Consider the following 17791-nt stretch of genomic DNA (forward strand, 5'->3'; position numbering starts at 1 on the left):
GCGGGACGGACAGGACGCCGTCAATGGACGTCTCTCTGGAGCGGACGTGGCCGGCTGGGGTGCCGGGAGACGTGTCCACTCGTCTTCTTGGGGCACGGCGCTGGTGCTTGGGTCGCCTGTCTGTTGGTCGCCGTTCGTGGGCGTCTTTGTGGGTGCGGGGTGCGACGGCGGCGTGCTTTTCCGACATGGGCGGTTGGTCGCGCAAGTGGGGCGGCTTTTGGCTTAGCTGTCCCCGCTCGCGCGATGTTTCGCGCATTTGGGGACGTCATTTGCTCCCCGCTGCTCTCGCTGAGTCCGCGCCCCGCGGTTGACGGCAGTTCGGCGAACTGGCTGGGTGTCGAGGCCGCCGCGTGGCGCGGGGGAGGGCGACCGCGTCGAAGGTGACGATTCGTGTCGCGGAAGTCGGGTCGCACCCGCGAAATTGAGCGGAGTGCCTCTACATTTATTCGAACAAGTGTACTAAAATGAGTTCATGGAACAGCACCTCGAGATAACCGCCGACGCGGTGTCTCGCATGCCTCGCGAGCGGTTGCTCGCTGCATGGACGGTGCTCACCGAAGCTGTGGTCGAGCAAGCCCTCGTGAGCGTTTCGCCGCTGCTCGATCTGCCCGAGATCGGCGCGTCGCTGGACGAGCGCATCACCGAGTCGGTGGAGACGGCTCGCCAGCTCGAAGGTGCGGCCGCCGCGGTCCTCATGATCTCTCGTTCCGCTGATGCACTCGTGCGCGTCATGGCCGCCGAGCACGCCGAAGCAGTGCGGCAGGTCGAGGCGCTGGAGTTCGAGCACCTGCGCGACGTGTCGTACCCGCTCGCTCCGGGGGAATTCGCCGGCGACAGCTTCGGACCGGCCCTCGGCATGAGTTCCGGTGCAGCAGGCGCCATGGCCGATGACGCCGCGCAGCTGCGTTGCAGGCACCCCGAACTGCTTCGATCGGCCCTTCGCGGTGAGGTTCGCTTCGCCACGGTTGCCGCGATCGCGTCCGAGCTCGAACATGTCGAGGCTCCCGATCTCGACGAAGTGAACCGCCTTCTTGCGGCCGGCAGTATCCCGACGATGACGGTCGAAGGCGCCCGCCGGCAGACGAAGCGCCTCCTGCGGTCACTCGGTCTGGCGCGGCCCGTTGATCCCGTTGAACAGCGCCGCGAGATGGGCGTGTGGTTCTCCCCGCACCTCGAGTTCGACCAACTCACCGAAATGCGTGTCGTGCTCGACTCGGTCGATGCCGCAACGGTGCGAGCCGCCATCGACGCGAGGGCGCAGTTCCTGCGCGACAACGCGCCGAGAAGTGGTGACGGAGCCGGCCACGGGCTCTTCGCCGGTCCATCCCGCGCCGACGCCCTCGTCGACCTCCCCCTCGGTCAGGCCACCGTCACCACGACATTGCACCTGCGCGTCCCCGTGCGCCCACCGACGTCGTCGCCCGCTGAACCTCTGTCGTCGCGGTCTGTTCTCGCTCGCGCGCACGGCTCTACCGGATGCTCCGGGGAGAACTCTGCCCGAAAGAACGCGGCAGCGTGGTTCGGCGACGACGTTCGCATGCCCTTCGGCCACGTGGAGGTGCCCGGAGTCGGAATCGTCGATGCGGCCACGGTTCGTGCGCTGGCCGGGGCAGTCGGCACGAAGTTCGTCTCTGAATTCGTGGCCGTCGACGGCGAGCGCGTCACAACGCTGGCGACGGTGACCGATTCGTACCGACCGACGACGCTCGTCGAGCGCGCGGTCAAGGCACGTGACGGGCACTGCCGCTTCCCGTACTGCACGCGCCCGGCCGAGGTCACGGACATCGACCACGTAATTCCCTTCGCCGAGGGCGGCGAGACGAGCCCCGCGAACCTGCAGTGCTTGTGCCGTCACCACCACCGCGCCAAGACGTTCGGCAGCTTCGCGGTCGTCATGCAGGCGGACGGCGAGTGCCTTTGGGAGTCGCCCACCGGCCGCCGTTGGCTGACTCTCCCCAGCGGCCCGACGCTGCCGCAGACGGCAGTCTTCACCGCTCCAGCCGCCTGACTCAGACAAGCGCGCCCGTGGCTGGGATTCGGCTCCTTGGCCGCAGGCCGGTGACCCGCAGCTGAACCGGGAAGAAACGACGCGTGGTTGACTGGCCACATGATCGTTGGAGTGGGAATCGACGTCGTCGAAATTGACCGGTTCGCGCAGAAACTCGCAGACACCCCGCAGATGCGTGACCGGCTGTTCACGCCGAGCGAGCGCGACCTGCCGATCCGCTCATTGGCCGCACGCTTCGCAGCGAAGGAAGCGCTGAGCAAGGCGCTCGGCGCACCGCCCGGAATGAGCTGGCAGGACGCCGAGGTCGACAAGAACAGCGACGGCCAGCCCTACTTCCGCACCGGCGGCACCGTGCAAGCTCGCATGAGCGCGCTCGACGTCGACGCGCTTCACCTCTCGCTCACCCACGACGGTGGCATCGCCTCCGCCGTCTGCATCGCGGAGGGCTGACATGGCGGATGACGACCTTCGCCACGAGAACACCCCCGCGTCTACGCCAGACGGATCGGGACGGCTGAGCCCGAACGGTGGCGGTCGGCGTGACGCCAGCGCGGGGGAGGTTCAGGACGCGGATGGCGGTGCTGCTGCCTGGCGGGACAACTCCGACGGCGGCATTCGAGCAGCATGGTCGGTTGACGCCGTACGCGCTGCTGAAGAAGCCACGGGTGACGACTTCACCGACGGTGCTCTGATGCAGCGCGCCGCAAGGGGACTCGCCGACATCGTGAGACGCGAGGTCGCTGAACTCGAGCGGCGGGGCGTGACGTCGCCGAGGGTCGTGGTCCTGGTTGGGCCCGGAAACAACGGTGGCGACGCGTTGTACGCCGCCCGCGATCTCGCAGTTAACGGTATCGAGTGTCTGGCTCTCCTTGTCGCCGACAAAGCACACGTCGAGGGCGTCGCCGCAGCGCGTGCAGCGGGCGTCGACGTGGCCCGATGCGAGTCCGCCTCCCACAGCGGCGCGGAGCCCGAGGGCGGCGGCCGTGAGAACGCCCATGCGCTCGCGCACGCCGACCTCGTCGTCGACGGCATCCTCGGAATCGGCGCCGATCCCGGGCGCGCTTCGACCTGGCAGGAACTCGCCGACCTCATTCCGATCCAGGCATTCGTGGTGGCCGTCGACTGCCCCACCCCAGGATTCCGTGCCGACATCACCGTCACCTTCGGCGAGCCCAAGACCTCGCTCATGCTGGCACCCGCCGCGAACGGACGCGTTGAGGTGGTCGACATCGGCATCCACCTCCCTCTTGGCGAACAGGAAGCCATGCGACTGTCCGGTACGCACCTGGCGCACTTGTGGCCCGTACCCGGCCCGCGCGATCACAAATACACGCGCGGAGTGGTAGGTCTCGCGACGGGTAGTGACGCGTTCCCGGGAGCCGCGGTGCTCGGTGCTGTCGCGGCGGTAACGGCCGGAGCAGGCATGGTGCGCTACGTCGGCCCGCGTCGCGCAGAGGACGCCGTCACGGCAGCGACGCCGGAGGTCGTGCACGGCAGTGGTCGCGTGCAGGCGTGGATCGTGGGCTCCGGAATCGACGGGCCGAGTGAACGCGAGCACGAGAGCGACCGCTACGACTCCGCCATGGCCGCTCTGCGCTCCGAGGAACCCGTCGTCATCGACGCGGGAGCGCTCACCTGGTTCGAGCCCGGTGTCCGCCCGGAAGGGGCCCAGACCGTCATCACGCCGCACGCCGGTGAACTCGCCACGCTCCTGCAGTCGCGCGACATCGACGTCGAACGCTCGACGATCGAAGCCGACCCCGTCACCTGGGCTCGTCGCGCCGCCAACGAGACGGGCGCGACCGTGCTGCTCAAGGGCGGCGTCACCGTCATCGCCTCGTCCGGCGAAGGCCCGGTCACCATCGAGAACCGCGCCCCGCACTGGCTCGCCACAGCCGGAACGGGCGACGTGCTCGCCGCGCTCCTCGGCGTCCTGCTCGCGGCCGGTCTCGAGCCCAGGAGCGCCGCCGCACTCGCCGCGTACACCCACGGACGCGCGGCGCACCTCGCCAACCCCGACGGCCCCGTCCGCGCCCTCGATGTCGCCACGTCGCTGGGACGCGTCGCCTCGGAACTGGTCGCCGAACAGCGGCGGGTGCACGAGGAACGCCGTGCGGGACGCTTCCCGCGCTAGTGAGAGACTGAGTCGCTATGAACGTGCCCGCCGCCGACGCCCCGACGCCGTCCGACCACCCCGCTTGGCTCGCCTTCGAAGGTGCGCAGGCCCGCGTCGTCGTCGACCTCGACGCCATCGTGCGCAACGCCACCACGCTCAAGGCGCGAGTGGGCGACGCGCAGCTCATGGCTGTCGTCAAGGGTGACGCCTACGGCCACGGGCTCGTGCCGACGGCCCGCGCCGCGCTGCGTGGGGGAGCGACCTGGCTGGGAGTGGCGCAACTCCACGAAGCCACCGCGCTACGCGACGCCGGCATCGACGCCCGCGTGCTGTGCTGGCTGCTCGCGCCCGGCTCCGACTTCGAAACGGCGATCCGCCGCGACATCGACCTCGGGGTCTCGTCGGCAGCCATGGTGCGCGACGTCGCGATAGCCGCCGAGGCCGCAGGGCGCGCGGCCCGCGTCCACCTCAAGGTCGACACCGGCATGGCCCGCAACGGCGCGTACGGCGACCAGTGGCCCGAGCTCGTGGCCGCCGCCCGCGAGGCGCGGGGGAGGGGCTTCGTCGAGGTGGTCGGCCTGTTCACCCACTTCGTCCGCTCCGACGAACCGCGCCACCCCGAGGTCGCCGCCCAGATCGACCGCTTCTGCGCCGCCGAAAAGGACTGTGACGACGCCGGATTTCACCTTGAGGTGCGGCACATGGCGAACTCCGCCGGCGCGATCTTCGTGCCCGAGTCGCGCTTCGACCTCGTGCGCGTCGGGCTCGCGCTCTACGGGCTCTCGCCCGCACCCGACCTCGCCACGCCGCAGGAGCTCGGCCTCGACCCCGCCATGTCGGTGACGGCCCACGTCGCCGTGACGAAGCGCGTCCCCGCAGGCCAGGGCGTCAGTTACGGCCACACCTACGTCACAGATGCGGAAACGACCCTTGCCGACATTCCCGCGGGGTACGCCGACGGCGTGCCGCGCCACGGGTCGAACAAGGCTCCGGTCATGGTGAACGGCACGATCGGCCACATCGCCGGCCGCGTGTGCATGGACCAGTTCGTCGTCGACATGGGTGACGCCGCAGTCCAACCCGGCGACGAAGCCGTTCTCTTCGGACGTGCGGCCGACGGGACACCCGGGCCCACCGCGCAGGAATGGGCCGACGCCGCCGACACCATCAGCTACGAAATCGTCACGCGCATGAGCACCCGCCTGCCACGCATCTACTGCGGTGACCTGAGCGAGGAACTCACCCGATGAGCGACGACCTACGCCTGCGCGGCACCCGCTACCTGCCCGACGCCGAAGCCACCGCCGACCTCGGACGGGCACTCGCCCGTATCGTGCGCCGCGGAGACGTCATCGTCATGACGGGCGACCTCGGGGCCGGGAAGACGACGACCACGCGCGCTCTCGGCGAAGCGCTCGGTGTGCGCGGTGACGTCACGAGCCCGACGTTCGTCATCGCCCGCGAACACCCCTCGCTCGGTGACGGCCCGGCCCTCGTCCACGTCGACGCCTACCGCCTCGGCGGCTTCGGCGAACTCGACGACCTCGACCTTGACACCTCGCTCGACGACGCCGTTACCGTCATCGAATGGGGCGCCGGCATGGCCGAGGCGCTCTCCGACGATCGCCTTCACCTCACGTTGACGGGCCTCGACGACCGCACCGCGACGATCGAGACGGCCGGGGAACGTTGGGCAGACATCGACCTCGCCTCCGAACTGGGACTCGACTGACGCACGCAACGCCGCACGGCACCGCCGTTGAGCCGCGCGTGATCGGCGCAGTTGCCGGGCCTCGATAAGCTGGGTCGATGCTTCTCGCGATCGACACCTCCACCTCGGCCGTCACGGCCGCGCTCCACGACGCCGAAAAGGTTGTGGCGCGCACCTCGACGATCGACGCGCGTCGGCACACCGAGATCCTCGCTCCGGCCATCGACGCCATGATGCGTGACGCCGGTGTCGCACCCGCCGACCTCTCCCGCGTCGCCGTCGGTGTCGGCCCCGGCCCGTTCACCGGTCTGCGCGTCGGCATCATGACGGCCATGACGTTCGCGTACGCCCTCGACCTTCCGGTCGGCGGTCTGTGCTCCCTCGACGCCCTCGCGTACCGCGCCCGACGTTCCGGCATGACGGGCCCGCTGCTCGTCGCCACGGACGCGCGCCGCAAGGAGGTCTACTGGGCCCGCTACGACCTCGACGCCGACCGCATCGCGCCGGGTGAACCGGCCGTCGACAAGGCAGCCGTCGTCGCCGAGCACGTCGGAGACATCCCCGCGATCGGTCGCGGAACCCAGCTGTACAGCGACCACCTGCAGGACGCCACCGGCGGCCACGAGGACCTCCTAGACGTCGACGCCGCCGACATCGCCGCGCTCGCCATCGAACGCGTCATGGCGGGGGAGCGCCTCCTGACCACCGAGCCGCTCTACCTACGTCGCCCGGACGCCGTACCCGCCGCGGCCGCGCCCAACGCCCGGGTCCTCGGCAAGTGAACGCCACGACCACCGACGCCCCGGCGAGCGTCCGCCTGCGCGACGCGACCTGGCGGGACATCCAGACCCTCGCGCGTCTCGACGCCGAACTCTTCGATCACGACGCGTGGAGCGAACCGACGTGGTGGGCCGAGTTCGCCGAGCGCCCGCGTCGCCAGTACGTCGTCGCCGTCGCAGGTAACGAGGACGCGAACGAGACCGTGCTGGGCTACGCCGGCCTCGACGCGGGCGGCAGCGCGGTCGACGTCATGACGATCGCCGTCACCCATGCGGCCCGCGGCACAGGCGTCGGAAAACGCTTGCTCACCCACCTTGTCGACGCCGCGGCGGCGACCGGCGCCGAGGCTCTCCTGCTCGAGGTGCGCGCCGACAACGAGCCCGCCCTCGGCCTCTACGAACGATCCGGCTTCGAGCGCCTCACTCTGCGCCGCCGCTACTACCAACCCGGTGACGTCGACGCCGTCATCATGCGCAAACTCCTGGAGACCTCATGAGCATCACCACGACTCGGGAGCCGCTGGTTCTCGGCATCGAGAGCTCGTGCGACGAGACGGGCATCGGCATCGTGCGCGGCACCACCCTGCTCGCCAACGAGGTGGCGAGCAGCATGGATCTGCACGTCCGCTTCGGCGGCGTCGTGCCCGAGATCGCGAGCCGCGCCCACCTTGAGGCAATGCTGCCCTCACTGCGTCGCGCGTGCGACACCGCCGGAGTGAAGCTCACCGACGTCGACGCCATCGCCGTCACCGTGGGGCCCGGCCTCGCCGGCGCGCTCATGGTCGGTGTCGCCGCCGCGAAGGCCCTCTCCGTGGCCCTCGACAAGCCGCTGTACGGCGTCAACCACCTCGCCGCGCACGTGGCCGTGGACATCCTCGACCATGGCCCGCTGCCCGAGCCGACCATGGGTCTGCTCGTCTCCGGCGGGCACACGAACCTGCTCTACGTGCCGGACATCGCCACCGACGTGCGCAGCCTCGGCAACACGATCGACGACGCGTGCGGCGAAGCGTTCGACAAGGTCGCCCGCGTGCTTGGCCTGCCCTACCCGGGCGGCCCGAACATCGACAGGGCAGCCCAGGGCGGAGACCCTAAGGCCATCGCGTTCCCACGCGGGCTCTCGACGAAGAAGGACCTCGAGAAGCACCGTTACGACTTCAGCTTCTCCGGCCTCAAGACGTCCGTGACGCGCTGGGTCGCCACCCGCGAAGCCGCCGGTGAACCGGTGCCCGTCGCCGACGTCGCCGCGTCCTTCCAGGAAGCCGTCGTCGACATCATCACGAAGAAGGCCGTCATGGCCTGCCGCGACTACGAGTGCAACAACCTCATGGTCGGCGGCGGCGTCTCGGCCAACTCCCGTCTGCGTGCGCTGCTCGAAGAACGCTGCGGCAGGGCCGGCATCGCCATCCGCGTGCCGAAACTCAGCCTGTGCACCGACAACGGCGCCATGGTGGCCACGCTCGGGGCACACCTCGTCGCGAAGGGCATCGAGCCGTCCGCGCTCGATGTGCCCGCTGACTCCTCGATGCCGATCGGACAGGTGATGGGATGACGACCACGATGTCTGCCACGACCACGCTTCGGGTGCGCCTGACGGCGCTCGCCGCCACGGGCGCGCTCGCCCTCGCCGGCTGCAGCGGCGGCTCGTCCGACGGAGACAAGCCCTCGACCGGCGCTTCGAGCTCCTCGAAGAGCGGGTCCGGCAGCTCCTCCCAGGGCCAAAATCGGACGAGCGCCGACGCCGGACTGCCGACGCAGGCCGAACTCGCCCAGGCGAAGAGGGACGTCGCGAAGCTCACGACGAAGCAGCTCGCGGGGCAGGTCATCGTCGGGTACTACCCGGGTTCTCAGCGCGACGCCGCGGCGGAAGCGATCCGCAAGGACGGCCTCGGCGGCGTCATCATCATGGGCGACAACGTGCCGCAGGATGTCACGGCGGGCCTGCCCGCCATCACCTCTGCCGCGCAGCAGGCGATGAAGGACACGGGACGCTCGTGGCCCGCCGTCATCGGCATCGACCAGGAGGGCGGCCCCGTCGCGCGCATCAAGGCGCCCGTCACGCAGCTGCCCGGCGGTATGGCATACGGCGCCGCGGATGACGCCGAACTCGCCGCGAAGATCGCCAAGGGCCAGGGCCAGGAGTTACGAGCCCTCGGCGTGACGATGGTGTTCGCCCCCGACGCGGACGTCACGGTCGGCCCGCAGGATCCGACGATCGCCGTCCGCTCGCCGGGCAGCGACCCGCAGCGCGTCTCGCACGCGGTGAACGGGCAGGTCAAGGGCTTCCAGGAGGCCGGTCTCGTGCCGGTCATCAAGCACTTCCCGGGCCACGGCTCGGTGACGACGGACACCCACGTCGACTACGCGGTGCAGTCGCAGCCGGTCTCGGCGCTCACCAAGCGCGACTGGGTGCCGTTTGCCAACGCCGTGAAGGCGGGGGCGCCCGCCGTCATGACGGCGCACATCGTGCTCAAGGACATCGACCCGAACGTGCCCTCGACCCTGTCCAACAAGGTGGTCACGGGCGAACTGCGCGACAAGCTCGGCTTCAAGGGCCTCGTCGTGACCGACGGCATGAACATGGGCGCCATCGTGAAGAAATTCGACAAGGGCGGTGCCGCAGCCGTTTCCGCGCTCAAGGCGGGCGCCGACGTCGTGCTCATGCCGGCCAACGCCACCGCGTCGGTCGCCGCCATCGAGAAGGCCGTGGCCTCGGGTGAGCTGACGCGCGAACGGCTCGTGGAATCGGCTGCCCGTATCGTCGCGACGACGCGGCACCAGCAGGTCAAGGCTCCGGCGACGAATGTCGTCGGCGCGCACGGCAAGGACGCCGAGCAGTTCGCGCGAGAGTCGATCACCCAGCTCGGTGGCTCATGCGACAAGCCGCTCGTCGGCAAGGGCGTCCGCCTCGACGGCGGATCGACCTCCGACCGCGCGGAACTGACGAAGGCCCTCACGGCCCGCGGCATCACGGTCGGCTCGTCCGGCACACGCGTCTCGCTCATCGCCGGTGGGTCGTACAACGCAGGTAAGGCGTCGGCCGACGGCGGCTCGGAAGCCGATTCCGCTGGTGGTTCGGGTGCCGGTTCCTCGACGAAGGCCGGCGTTCAGGTCGCGCTCGACACCCCGTACGTCCTCGCCTCGCGACCGGCCGGAGCCGTCGGTCTCGCGACGTACGGCGACACGCCGTCGACGTTCGCGGCGCTCGCGGACATCCTTGCGGGCAAGGCCAAGGCGGGCGGCACGCTGCCGGTTGCCGTCGGTGACAACAAGGTGGGCGACTCGGCCTGTTCGTGACTTTGCGCGCTGTTTGAAGCTCCAGCGCCTTGAGTCAGGGGGCGGGTTCAGTTCGGGGGCAGCGGCGGTCGTCCAGGTGCGACCTGTGGCAGGTCAGGTCAGGCAGGCTCCACGACGAGGGCAGCACGCGCGCCGTCGAGGTTGACGAGCACGACTGTCATGGCCCGGGAGCCCTTGAGCTTCAGTTGGCGACGCAGGGCGTCGGCGTCGAGGTCGACGTCGCGCTTCTTGATCGTGAGGCGTCCGACGTCGTGCGTGCGCAGGTAGGAGCGGAGTGTTTTGACGTGCAGCGGAACGGCGTCGAGCACCCGGTATGCGCGCCCGAGAAGACCGATGTCGGTGAGCGCGTCGGCGGTGACGTACCCGTACCCGGCCGTGAACTCGCGCCCGTCGACGGCGTTGAGCAACGCGCCGACGAGACCGCTACGCGTTAACGCTTTGTCGGCCTCGTAGAAGAAGGCGCCGAGGTCGGCGCGACGCGCGAGGGCCCCCGAGGCGTCGGCAGCGTCGGGCCTCGTGACGTGGCGAAGCTCGACGCTGTCGCCGCTGCTGTCTGCGTTGGCGGAACCGTCGGCGCGCTTGTCGGTCGGCCGCACGATCGTCGCCGTCGTGCCTTCGTCGCGAACGGCCTGGCCCCACCAAAGCGTCGCTTCGACGAGGTCGCCGGCGTACGAGACGAACTCCGCCTCGCAGTCGGGCGGGATGTCGCCGTGCGCGAGGCCGGGGGAGAGTTTGGCGCCGGCAGCCGGGGCATCAGCGGCGAGTTGCTGGACGAGTTCCCAGTCGGGCGAGAGCGCGGCCAGGGAGAAGGTTCGCTTGGTTCGGCCGTGGATGTCGGCAACGCCCGGGATGCGCCGGGCAGGGTCGAACCACCACGCGGCGTCCGGGGCTTCCCGGCGGAGTTCGGGTGCGAGGTCTTCGAGCAACCCCGTCTCCACGCGTGAGGCGGGGTAGGGCGCCAGGTTGTGGCGAGCGAGTTCGGCCGTCGTCGGGTCGGCTTCCACGGCAATGACGTCGAGGCCGGCACGAGCAAAACCGACGGCGTCCGCGCCGATGCCACACCCGCCGTCGACCACGCGTGAGGCGCCGGACGACCGCAGACGCTCGGCGTGCAGAGCCGCCACGGCCGAGCGAGTGGCCTGCTCGAGGGCGTCCGGGGTGAAGAACATCAGCTCGGCATTCGCGCCGAACTTCGTGACGGCCTTCGCCCGCAATCGGCTCTGCGTCAGCGCGGCGGCGACGAGTTCGGGGGAGTAGCCCCGATCCCGCAATCGGGAGGTGAGCGCGACGGCGTTCTTCTCGTCGTAGGGCGGCAGCGATGCGAGCAGTTCACGACCCTCGTCGGACATGAGAGCGTGCGCGGCGGCGGCATCCATGGGCTCATTCTTTCAGGCGAACTTCCAACCAAGAGCCGCCCCGCCTGTGCGCCCTGAGCGAACGCCGACCCTCCACCTGGCACTCGGCTTGACCGAGTGCTAACCGAGCAATAAATTCGGAGTTAGCACTCACCCCTGGGTAAGTGCCAGCGAGCACGTCACCTCGACCCCCGCGACGGCGAGGCGGCACTGCGCGCTGTCATGCCACGCCACGTGGCGTGGGCAGGGGTGGACAAGCATCCGTCACGTCCGCGCGAGCGGACCGTCGCAACAAGGAAGGTGCCACCGTGTCGGTGAACATCAAGCCGCTGGAAGACCGCATCGTCGTCAAGTCCGTCGAGGCCGAGCAGACCACCGCGTCCGGCCTCGTCATCCCGGACACCGCCAAGGAGAAGCCCCAGGAGGGCGAGGTCATCGCCGTGGGCCCGGGTCGCGTGGACGACAACGGCAACCGCGTTCCGGTCGACGTCGCCGTGGGCGACAAGGTCATCTACTCGAAGTACGGCGGCACCGAGGTCAAGTTCGGTGGCGAGGAGTTCCTCATCCTCTCCGCCCGCGACGTGCTCGCCGTCGTCGCCTGACGATTGCACTCCGTGCGCGCATGCCCCGGCCGTGGCCCACGTCGGCCCGCCGGGGCATTGCGTTCCCTCCAGCCGCACGTGAACTCACGCAGCAGGCTCCCGTTCCACGCCGCCTCGCGCGGCATCAACCAGAGAGGTTGAATCATGGCCAAGACCCTCGAATTCAACGACGACGCGCGTAAGTCGCTCGAGCGCGGTGTCGACGCGCTCGCCAACGCCGTCAAGGTGACCCTCGGCCCGAAGGGCCGCAACGTCGTCATCGACAAGTCCTGGGGCGCCCCCACCATCACGAACGACGGTGTCACCATCGCCCGTGAGGTCGAGCTCGAAGACCCGTACGAGAACCTCGGCGCACAGCTCGCCAAGGAGGTCGCCACCAAGACGAACGACGTCGCCGGTGACGGCACGACGACCGCCACGGTTCTCGCCCAGGCCCTCGTCAAGGAAGGCCTGCGCAACGTTGCCGCCGGCGCGGCCCCGGCCGGCCTGAAGCGCGGTATCGACAAGGCCGTCACCGCCATCAACGACCAGCTGCTCGCCAACGCACGCCCGGTCGACGGCAAGGACGACTACGCCAAGGTCGCTTCGCTCTCCGCCCAGGACGCCACCATCGGTGGCCTCATCGGTGAGGCGTTCGACAAGGTCGGCAAGGACGGCGTCATCACGGTCGAGGAGTCCTCCACCGCCGAGACGAAGCTCGAGTACACCGAGGGCATGCAGTTCGACAAGGGCTACCTCTCGCCGTACTTCGTCACCGACCCCGAGCGCATGGAGGCCGTCCTCGAGGACGCCTACATCCTCATCAACCAGGGCAAGATCTCGAACGTGCAGGACCTCCTGCCCGTCCTCGAGAAGGTCGTCCAGTCCGGCAAGCCGCTGCTCATCATCGCCGAGGACATCGAGGGCGAAGCCCTCTCGACGCTCGTCGTCAACAAGATCCGCGGCACGTTCAACGTCGTCGCCGTCAAGGCCCCCGGCTTCGGTGACCGCCGCAAGGCCATGCTGCAGGACATCGCCATCCTCACCGGCGGCCAGGTCATCGCCGAGGAGGTCGGCCTCAAGCTCGAGGCCGCCGACCTCGACGTCCTCGGCCAGGCCCGCCGCATCCAGGTGACGAAGGACTCCACGACGATCATCGACGGCGCCGGCCAGGGCGACGCAGTCGAGGGCCGCGTCAAGGAGCTCAAGGCCGAGATCGAGCGCACGGACTCCGACTGGGACCGCGAGAAGCTCCAGGAGCGTCTTGCGAAGCTCGCCGGCGGCGTCTGCGTCATCGGCGTCGGTGCCCACACCGAGGTCGAGATGAAGGAGAAGAAGCACCGCATCGAGGACGCCATCGCGGCCACGCGCGCGGCCATCGAGGAAGGCATCGTCGCCGGTGGTGGCTCCGCCGTCATCCACGCCGCCTCCGCGCTCGACTCCCTCCAGCTCGAAGGTGACGAGGCCACCGGCGCCACGCTCGTCGGCAAGGCCATCGCCGAGCCGCTGCGCTGGATCGCCGAGAACGCCGGCCTCGAGGGCTACGTCGCCGTCTCCAAGGTGCGCGAACTGCCCGTCGGCCAGGGCCTCGACGCCGCCACCGGCGACTACATCGACCTCGTCGAAGCCGGCATCATCGACCCGGTCAAGGTCACGCGCTCCGCACTGACCAACGCCGCCTCCATCGCCTCCATGGTTCTCACGACCGACACCCTCGTCGTCGAGAAGAAGGAAGACGAAGAGGCACCCGCGGCAGGTCACGGCCACACGCACTGATCTCCCTCGCGCCGTCTTCCGAGCGCTTCGGGGCTTGAAAGACGCCCCTCCCACGAGCAAGCTCGCGGGAGGGGCGTCTTTCTGCGCGGTCTGCTTCCAGCGTGGGTGCGTTGAGCGAGGGGTTGCGGCTTTGCGAGTGGCCCTGGTTACATGGCGATGCGGAGGCGCCTGTGTTCGGCTGTCAGCGCCGGGTGACGCGCACGCACTCGTCCTCAAGGCACACCACGGCGCCGACCGGAATCTGGGCGCTACGGCGCGTGTCGACCTCGCCGTCGACCGTCACGAGGCCCTCAATGATGACGATGCGCGCCTCGGCGCCGTCCTCCACGAGGTTGGCCAACTTGAGCAGCTGACCGAGCTTGATGGCTTCGTCGCGAATCGGAACGTCTACGGGTGAGCTCATGGCCACATTCTCGCACCGAACTCGCCGTGCACCCCGTGGTGTGGTTACCGTGGGGGCCGCAACCGCTGACCGTGAACCGCGCACATCCGTGACGGGAGTAGGCCATGGCGCTCGAAGGTGGATACATGGGAGGGGCCTCCTGGCCCCAGGTGTCCCATGCCCGAGCGCGTGTAACGAACCTACCGTCCACCCCGATGTCATCCGAGGAAGCGCCGATGCGCGACCTCGTGGCTGCCGCTCAGGACAACGATCCGGCAGCACGACACCAACTCCTCGACGACGTTCACCGGATGGCGTTGCGCTACGCGTCAGCCCGTCTCGGCGCTTTCAGCGCCTCGCGTGAACTCGCCGCCGACGCCGCTCAGGAGGTGTGCGTGGCTGTCCTGCAGGCGCTTCCGCGCTACGTCGAGCGCGGCGTCCCCTTCGAGGCCTTCGTCTACTCCATCTGCTCGCGCAAGGTGGCCGACGTGCAGCGAGGCGCCTTCCGCGCGGCTGTGCCCACCGACGAGATCCCCGAGGGCGTCGACCTGTCGACCGGCCCCGAGGAGATGGCCGTCAGCGGCGACACCGCCAAGCGCCTCTCGATGCTCATGGGCGGCCTGTCCGAACAGCACCGCGAAATCCTGACGCTCCGCGTCGCCGTCGGCCTCTCCGCCGAGGAGACCGCCCGCAGCCTCGGCATGACGGCCGGCGCCGTGCGCGTCGCCCAGCACCGCGCGCTCGCGAAGCTGCGCAAGCTGCACGACGCCTCCGGCCAGGAGTTGAGGTGAGCCACGTGAACGACGCATCCCGCGACACGAACCTCTTCGAGATCGCCCGCGACGACGAACTCCTCGACGTCCTCGGCGCACGCCTTTTCGACGCGGACGAGTCCAACGCCGACACGAGCATCGACGCCAGCACCTACGAGTCGGACGATGTCGCTCACATGCTCGCCGCCTGGGCGCAGGACATCGACGACGAGGCCGAGGCCACGTTCACGGTCGAGCCCCGACGCGTCACGCGGGCAGCTCGCGCCGCCTACGCGGTGTCCAATGAGGCCGAGTCCGTCGAACCCGGACCTGTCACGGCCGCGCCGCGCCCTCGCGGCGGCACGTACAGCGCCTCGGGCGACGGCCGAGTGGCCGCTGCTCTCGGCCGCGGATGGTGGGGCCTGGCCCCGGCTGCCCGCGTGCGAACCGGCGCTACGGCGGCTGCAGCGGGTCTCGTGCTCTCCTTGTCCGGCGTCGCCGCCGCTGTCGGTGGGGGACGCCTACCGTCCCTCGACTCCTTCACGCTCAGTTCGACGAAGGCTCACAACCCCTCCGTGCTGGCCGATGAGGTGCCGCGCGCCACGGCGACCGACGCACCAGCAGCGCCGCAGAAGCCGGCGAAGAAGCGTGTCGAGGCGCTGCCGGATCGCACGGACGGCCACGCCGAGGGCGCTGCGCGGCCCCGCACGTCCGCCGCTCCGAAGGAAACGGCAGCGAGCGACTCCTGGCCTCGGGTCGAGGAGCGCCGTACCGGTCTCGACCGCTCGGTCGTCGCCGCGCCCCGAATCGACCGTCAGCGCCCGGCGGTACCGACGTACCGGCCCAACACGGGCACCCGACCGACGCAGGCGCCGAGCACGACGCGTCCGTCGCGTCCGACGACGCCGCCCTCGCCGTCGTCCACGCAGCCGCCGACGACCACGAAGCCGAGCACGCCGTCCACCCCAGGTTCGTCGACGACGTCGCCGAGCACCGGTCCCTCGGGTTCGACAGGCACGTCGGGCTCCTCGAGTTCCTCGGGCTCGCCCTCCACGACGAAGCCGACCCCACGCCCCACCTCGAGCGTTTCCCCGAGGTCGACACGCGGCTCACACAAGGCCTCCTCCGGAGGCGGTGCGCTGACGAAGGCGGAGAAGGAGACGCGCAACCGGTTCAGGTACCTCATGCCGAGGCCGTCGATCGAGGCGTCCTCAACGCCTCTCGAGCCGAGCGCTACGGCGGAGCCGGTGCCGAACGAAACCGCCACGCCGACGCGCTAGGTGAGAAGGCGCACAACGCTGAGCGCGCGGCGCTGGGCACGCGTGCGCGTGACCTAGAATCGGTGAATGGCTTTCGGCTCTGACAACGGCACTGAGATTCCCCCGAAATTCGCGACGCTCGGCCTCACCTACGACGACGTCCTTCTCCTTCCCGGGGAGACCGATGTCATCCCCTCGGAGGTCGACACCACCGCGCAGTTGACGCGTGAGATCAAGCTCAACATCCCTCTCGTCTCTGCAGCGATGGACACCGTCACCGAAGCGCGCATGGCCATCGCCATGGCCCGCGAGGGCGGCATGGGCGTGCTGCACCGCAACCTGTCGATCGAGGATCAGGCCTACCAGGTCGACCTCGTCAAGCGCACTCAGACGGGCCGTATCACCAACCCCGTGACGATCGGCCCCGACGCCACGCTCGAAGAGCTCGACGCCATCTGCGGCGAGTACCGCGTCTCCGGTCTGCCGGTCGTCGAGGGCGACAACAAGCTCATCGGCATCATCACCAACCGCGACCTGCGCTTCACGCCCGTCGCCGAGTGGGCCGGCACGAAGGTGCGCGACGTCATGACGACGCAGCTCATCACCGCGCCCGTCGACATCTCGAACGAGGACGCCACGGCGCTGCTGCGTCAGCACAAGCGTGAGCGTCTGCCGCTCGTCGATCGCGACGGTCGCCTCGCCGCGCTCATCACGGTCAAGGACTTCGTGAAGTCCGAGCAATTCCCGAACGCCTCGAAGGACGCCGACGGTCGCCTCATGGTCGGTGCCGCCGTCGGGTACTTCGGTGAGGCGTGGGAGCGCGCGACGACGCTCATCGACGCCGGCGTCGACGTGCTCATCGTCGACACGGCGCACGGCCACGCGCGCCTCCTGCTCGACATGATCCGCAAGCTCAAGGCCGACCCGGCCACGAAGAACGTCCAGATCATCGGCGGCAACGTTGCCACCCGCGCGGGCGCCCAGGCGCTCGTCGACGCCGGTGTCGACGCCGTCAAAGTGGGCGTCGGGCCGGGCTCGATCTGCACGACGCGCATCGTCGCGGGTGTCGGTGTTCCGCAGGTCACCGCGATCCACGAGGCCGCCCAGGCCTGCGGCCCCGCCGGTGTGCCGGTCATCGGTGACGGCGGCCTGCAGTACTCCGGTGACATCGCCAAGGCCCTCGTCGCCGGTGCGTCCTGCGTCATGGTCGGCTCGCTGCTCGCCGGGACGGAGGAGTCGCCGGGCGAGGTTGTGCTCATCAACGGCAAGCAGTTCAAGGCCTACCGCGGCATGGGTTCGCTCGGTGCGATGAGCTCGCGCGGCAAGAAGTCGTACTCCAAGGACCGCTACTTCCAGGCCGACGTCATCAGCGACGACCAGCTCGTGCCCGAGGGCATCGAGGGTCGCGTGTCGTACAAGGGTCCGGTGAGCAACGCGGTGCGTCAGCTCGTCGGTGGCCTCCACCAGTCGATGTTCTACGTCGGTGGCTCCACGATCCCCGAGCTGCAGGAGCGCGGCCAGTTCGTCCGCATCACCGCGGCCGGCCTCAAGGAGTCGCACCCCCACGACGTCCAGGGCATCGTCGAAGCGCCGAACTACTCGATCCGCTGACGACGCCTCGGCCCACTTTCGAGCGCCTCACCTTCACGACGAAGGTGAGGCGCTCGTGTGTTGAGGCGGGCATACCCACATGCACGAGATCTCGCACGAATGGGAAGAGACGTGCGCGGTTGGTCCTCACTTGCGCGACATTCCGCGCTTGTGGGGAAGCGGGC

Annotated in this window: 16 protein-coding genes; 14 read left to right on the forward strand and 2 right to left on the reverse strand. The window is 69.5% G+C overall.

Annotated features, from left to right (window positions below):
- The first annotated feature begins 472 nt into the window (after positions 1-472).
- The 9 genes from K9D12_RS02025 to K9D12_RS02065 all read left to right on the forward strand — a co-directional run bounded on the left by K9D12_RS02025 (position 473) and on the right by K9D12_RS02065 (position 9911).
- The gene (locus K9D12_RS02025) at positions 473-2008 is read left to right on the forward strand and encodes an HNH endonuclease signature motif containing protein (RefSeq protein ID WP_223059334.1); all 1536 of its coding nucleotides are present in this window, start codon (positions 473-475) and stop codon (positions 2006-2008) included.
- A 99-nt stretch (positions 2009-2107) separates the two neighbouring features.
- On the forward strand, positions 2108-2458 hold the full coding sequence (locus K9D12_RS02030) for a holo-ACP synthase (protein WP_047311779.1): 351 nt from the start codon (positions 2108-2110) through the stop codon (positions 2456-2458).
- Position 2459: 1 nt separating this feature from the next.
- Positions 2460-4142 carry a bifunctional ADP-dependent NAD(P)H-hydrate dehydratase/NAD(P)H-hydrate epimerase gene (locus tag K9D12_RS02035; RefSeq protein ID WP_225910836.1) on the forward strand — a complete coding sequence of 561 codons (1683 nt, stop codon included), beginning with the start codon at positions 2460-2462 and terminating at the stop codon, positions 4140-4142.
- Between the two features lie 17 nt (positions 4143-4159).
- Positions 4160-5374, forward strand: a complete 1215-nt coding sequence (gene alr / locus K9D12_RS02040; protein WP_223059335.1) for an alanine racemase — start codon at positions 4160-4162, stop codon at positions 5372-5374.
- Positions 5371-5856 carry a tRNA (adenosine(37)-N6)-threonylcarbamoyltransferase complex ATPase subunit type 1 TsaE gene (gene tsaE / locus K9D12_RS02045; RefSeq protein ID WP_047311780.1) on the forward strand — a complete coding sequence of 162 codons (486 nt, stop codon included), beginning with the start codon at positions 5371-5373 and terminating at the stop codon, positions 5854-5856. The genes alr and tsaE overlap by 4 nt, the downstream gene beginning before the upstream one ends.
- 77 nt (positions 5857-5933) lie before the next feature.
- On the forward strand, positions 5934-6617 hold the full coding sequence (gene tsaB, locus K9D12_RS02050; protein ID WP_223059336.1) for a tRNA (adenosine(37)-N6)-threonylcarbamoyltransferase complex dimerization subunit type 1 TsaB: 684 nt from the start codon (positions 5934-5936) through the stop codon (positions 6615-6617).
- Positions 6614-7111 carry a ribosomal protein S18-alanine N-acetyltransferase gene (gene rimI, locus K9D12_RS02055; RefSeq protein WP_223059337.1) on the forward strand — a complete coding sequence of 166 codons (498 nt, stop codon included), beginning with the start codon at positions 6614-6616 and terminating at the stop codon, positions 7109-7111. The genes tsaB and rimI overlap by 4 nt, the downstream gene beginning before the upstream one ends.
- Positions 7108-8166, forward strand: coding sequence for a tRNA (adenosine(37)-N6)-threonylcarbamoyltransferase complex transferase subunit TsaD (gene tsaD / locus K9D12_RS02060; protein ID WP_223059338.1), 1059 nt, complete (start codon positions 7108-7110; stop codon positions 8164-8166). Before rimI ends, tsaD begins: the two co-directional genes overlap by 4 nt.
- Positions 8163-9911: a glycoside hydrolase family 3 protein gene (locus K9D12_RS02065; protein ID WP_223059339.1), complete on the forward strand. Its 1749-nt coding sequence runs from the start codon at positions 8163-8165 to the stop codon at positions 9909-9911. The genes tsaD and K9D12_RS02065 overlap by 4 nt, the downstream gene beginning before the upstream one ends.
- Before the next feature lie 98 nt (positions 9912-10009).
- On the opposite strand, the gene K9D12_RS02070 is transcribed toward K9D12_RS02065, so the two are convergent.
- Entirely contained in the window at positions 10010-11287 is a 1278-nt protein-coding gene (locus tag K9D12_RS02070; protein WP_223059340.1) for a class I SAM-dependent methyltransferase, read from the reverse strand.
- A gap of 287 nt (positions 11288-11574) precedes the next feature.
- Here K9D12_RS02070 and groES point away from each other — a divergent pair, with 287 nt between their 5' ends.
- Together groES and groL are read left to right on the forward strand one after the other, a co-directional pair.
- Complete coding sequence (gene groES, locus K9D12_RS02075; RefSeq protein WP_047311785.1) at positions 11575-11868, forward strand: co-chaperone GroES; 294 nt, start codon at positions 11575-11577, stop codon at positions 11866-11868.
- Between the two features lie 144 nt (positions 11869-12012).
- Positions 12013-13623 (forward strand): chaperonin GroEL, encoded by a 1611-nt coding sequence (gene groL, locus K9D12_RS02080; protein ID WP_129664772.1) that lies wholly within the window; start codon positions 12013-12015, stop codon positions 13621-13623.
- Between the two features lie 181 nt (positions 13624-13804).
- On the opposite strand, the gene K9D12_RS02085 is transcribed toward groL, so the two are convergent.
- A complete protein-coding gene (locus tag K9D12_RS02085; RefSeq protein ID WP_047311787.1) occupies positions 13805-14026 on the reverse strand; it encodes an RNA-binding S4 domain-containing protein in 222 nt (73 codons plus the stop codon).
- A 194-nt stretch (positions 14027-14220) separates the two neighbouring features.
- Here K9D12_RS02085 and shbA point away from each other — a divergent pair, with 194 nt between their 5' ends.
- The 3 genes from shbA (at position 14221) to guaB (ending at position 17627) form a co-directional block, all read left to right on the forward strand.
- The gene (gene shbA, locus K9D12_RS02090) at positions 14221-14796 is read left to right on the forward strand and encodes an RNA polymerase sigma factor ShbA (RefSeq protein WP_225910837.1); all 576 of its coding nucleotides are present in this window, start codon (positions 14221-14223) and stop codon (positions 14794-14796) included.
- A gap of 5 nt (positions 14797-14801) precedes the next feature.
- Positions 14802-16037 (forward strand): hypothetical protein, encoded by a 1236-nt coding sequence (locus tag K9D12_RS02095; RefSeq protein WP_223059341.1) that lies wholly within the window; start codon positions 14802-14804, stop codon positions 16035-16037.
- A 66-nt stretch (positions 16038-16103) separates the two neighbouring features.
- On the forward strand, positions 16104-17627 hold the full coding sequence (guaB, locus tag K9D12_RS02100) for an IMP dehydrogenase (RefSeq protein ID WP_223059342.1): 1524 nt from the start codon (positions 16104-16106) through the stop codon (positions 17625-17627).
- The last annotated feature ends 164 nt before the right edge of the window (positions 17628-17791 follow it).

Source organism: Dermacoccus sp. Tok2021, from assembly GCF_019895135.1.
Taxonomy (GTDB): Bacteria; Actinomycetota; Actinomycetes; order Actinomycetales; family Dermatophilaceae; genus Dermacoccus; species Dermacoccus abyssi.

What these genes read in the sequence shown, in the direction of transcription:
- K9D12_RS02025 (WP_223059334.1), top strand. Translation starts at nt 473, where the DNA reads ATGGAACAGCACCTCGAGATAACCGCCGACGCGGTGTCTCGCATGCCT.
- K9D12_RS02030 (WP_047311779.1), top strand. Translation starts at nt 2,108, where the DNA reads ATGATCGTTGGAGTGGGAATCGACGTCGTCGAAATTGACCGGTTCGCG.
- K9D12_RS02035 (WP_225910836.1), top strand. Translation starts at nt 2,460, where the DNA reads ATGGCGGATGACGACCTTCGCCACGAGAACACCCCCGCGTCTACGCCA.
- alr (WP_223059335.1), top strand. Translation starts at nt 4,160, where the DNA reads ATGAACGTGCCCGCCGCCGACGCCCCGACGCCGTCCGACCACCCCGCT.
- tsaE (WP_047311780.1), top strand. Translation starts at nt 5,371, where the DNA reads ATGAGCGACGACCTACGCCTGCGCGGCACCCGCTACCTGCCCGACGCC.
- tsaB (WP_223059336.1), top strand. Translation starts at nt 5,934, where the DNA reads ATGCTTCTCGCGATCGACACCTCCACCTCGGCCGTCACGGCCGCGCTC.
- tsaD (WP_223059338.1), top strand. Translation starts at nt 7,108, where the DNA reads ATGAGCATCACCACGACTCGGGAGCCGCTGGTTCTCGGCATCGAGAGC.
- K9D12_RS02065 (WP_223059339.1), top strand. Translation starts at nt 8,163, where the DNA reads ATGACGACCACGATGTCTGCCACGACCACGCTTCGGGTGCGCCTGACG.
- K9D12_RS02070 (WP_223059340.1), bottom strand. Translation starts at nt 11,287, where the DNA reads ATGGATGCCGCCGCCGCGCACGCTCTCATGTCCGACGAGGGTCGTGAA.
- groL (WP_129664772.1), top strand. Translation starts at nt 12,013, where the DNA reads ATGGCCAAGACCCTCGAATTCAACGACGACGCGCGTAAGTCGCTCGAG.
- K9D12_RS02085 (WP_047311787.1), bottom strand. Translation starts at nt 14,026, where the DNA reads ATGAGCTCACCCGTAGACGTTCCGATTCGCGACGAAGCCATCAAGCTC.
- shbA (WP_225910837.1), top strand. Translation starts at nt 14,221, where the DNA reads ATGTCATCCGAGGAAGCGCCGATGCGCGACCTCGTGGCTGCCGCTCAG.
- guaB (WP_223059342.1), top strand. Translation starts at nt 16,104, where the DNA reads ATGGCTTTCGGCTCTGACAACGGCACTGAGATTCCCCCGAAATTCGCG.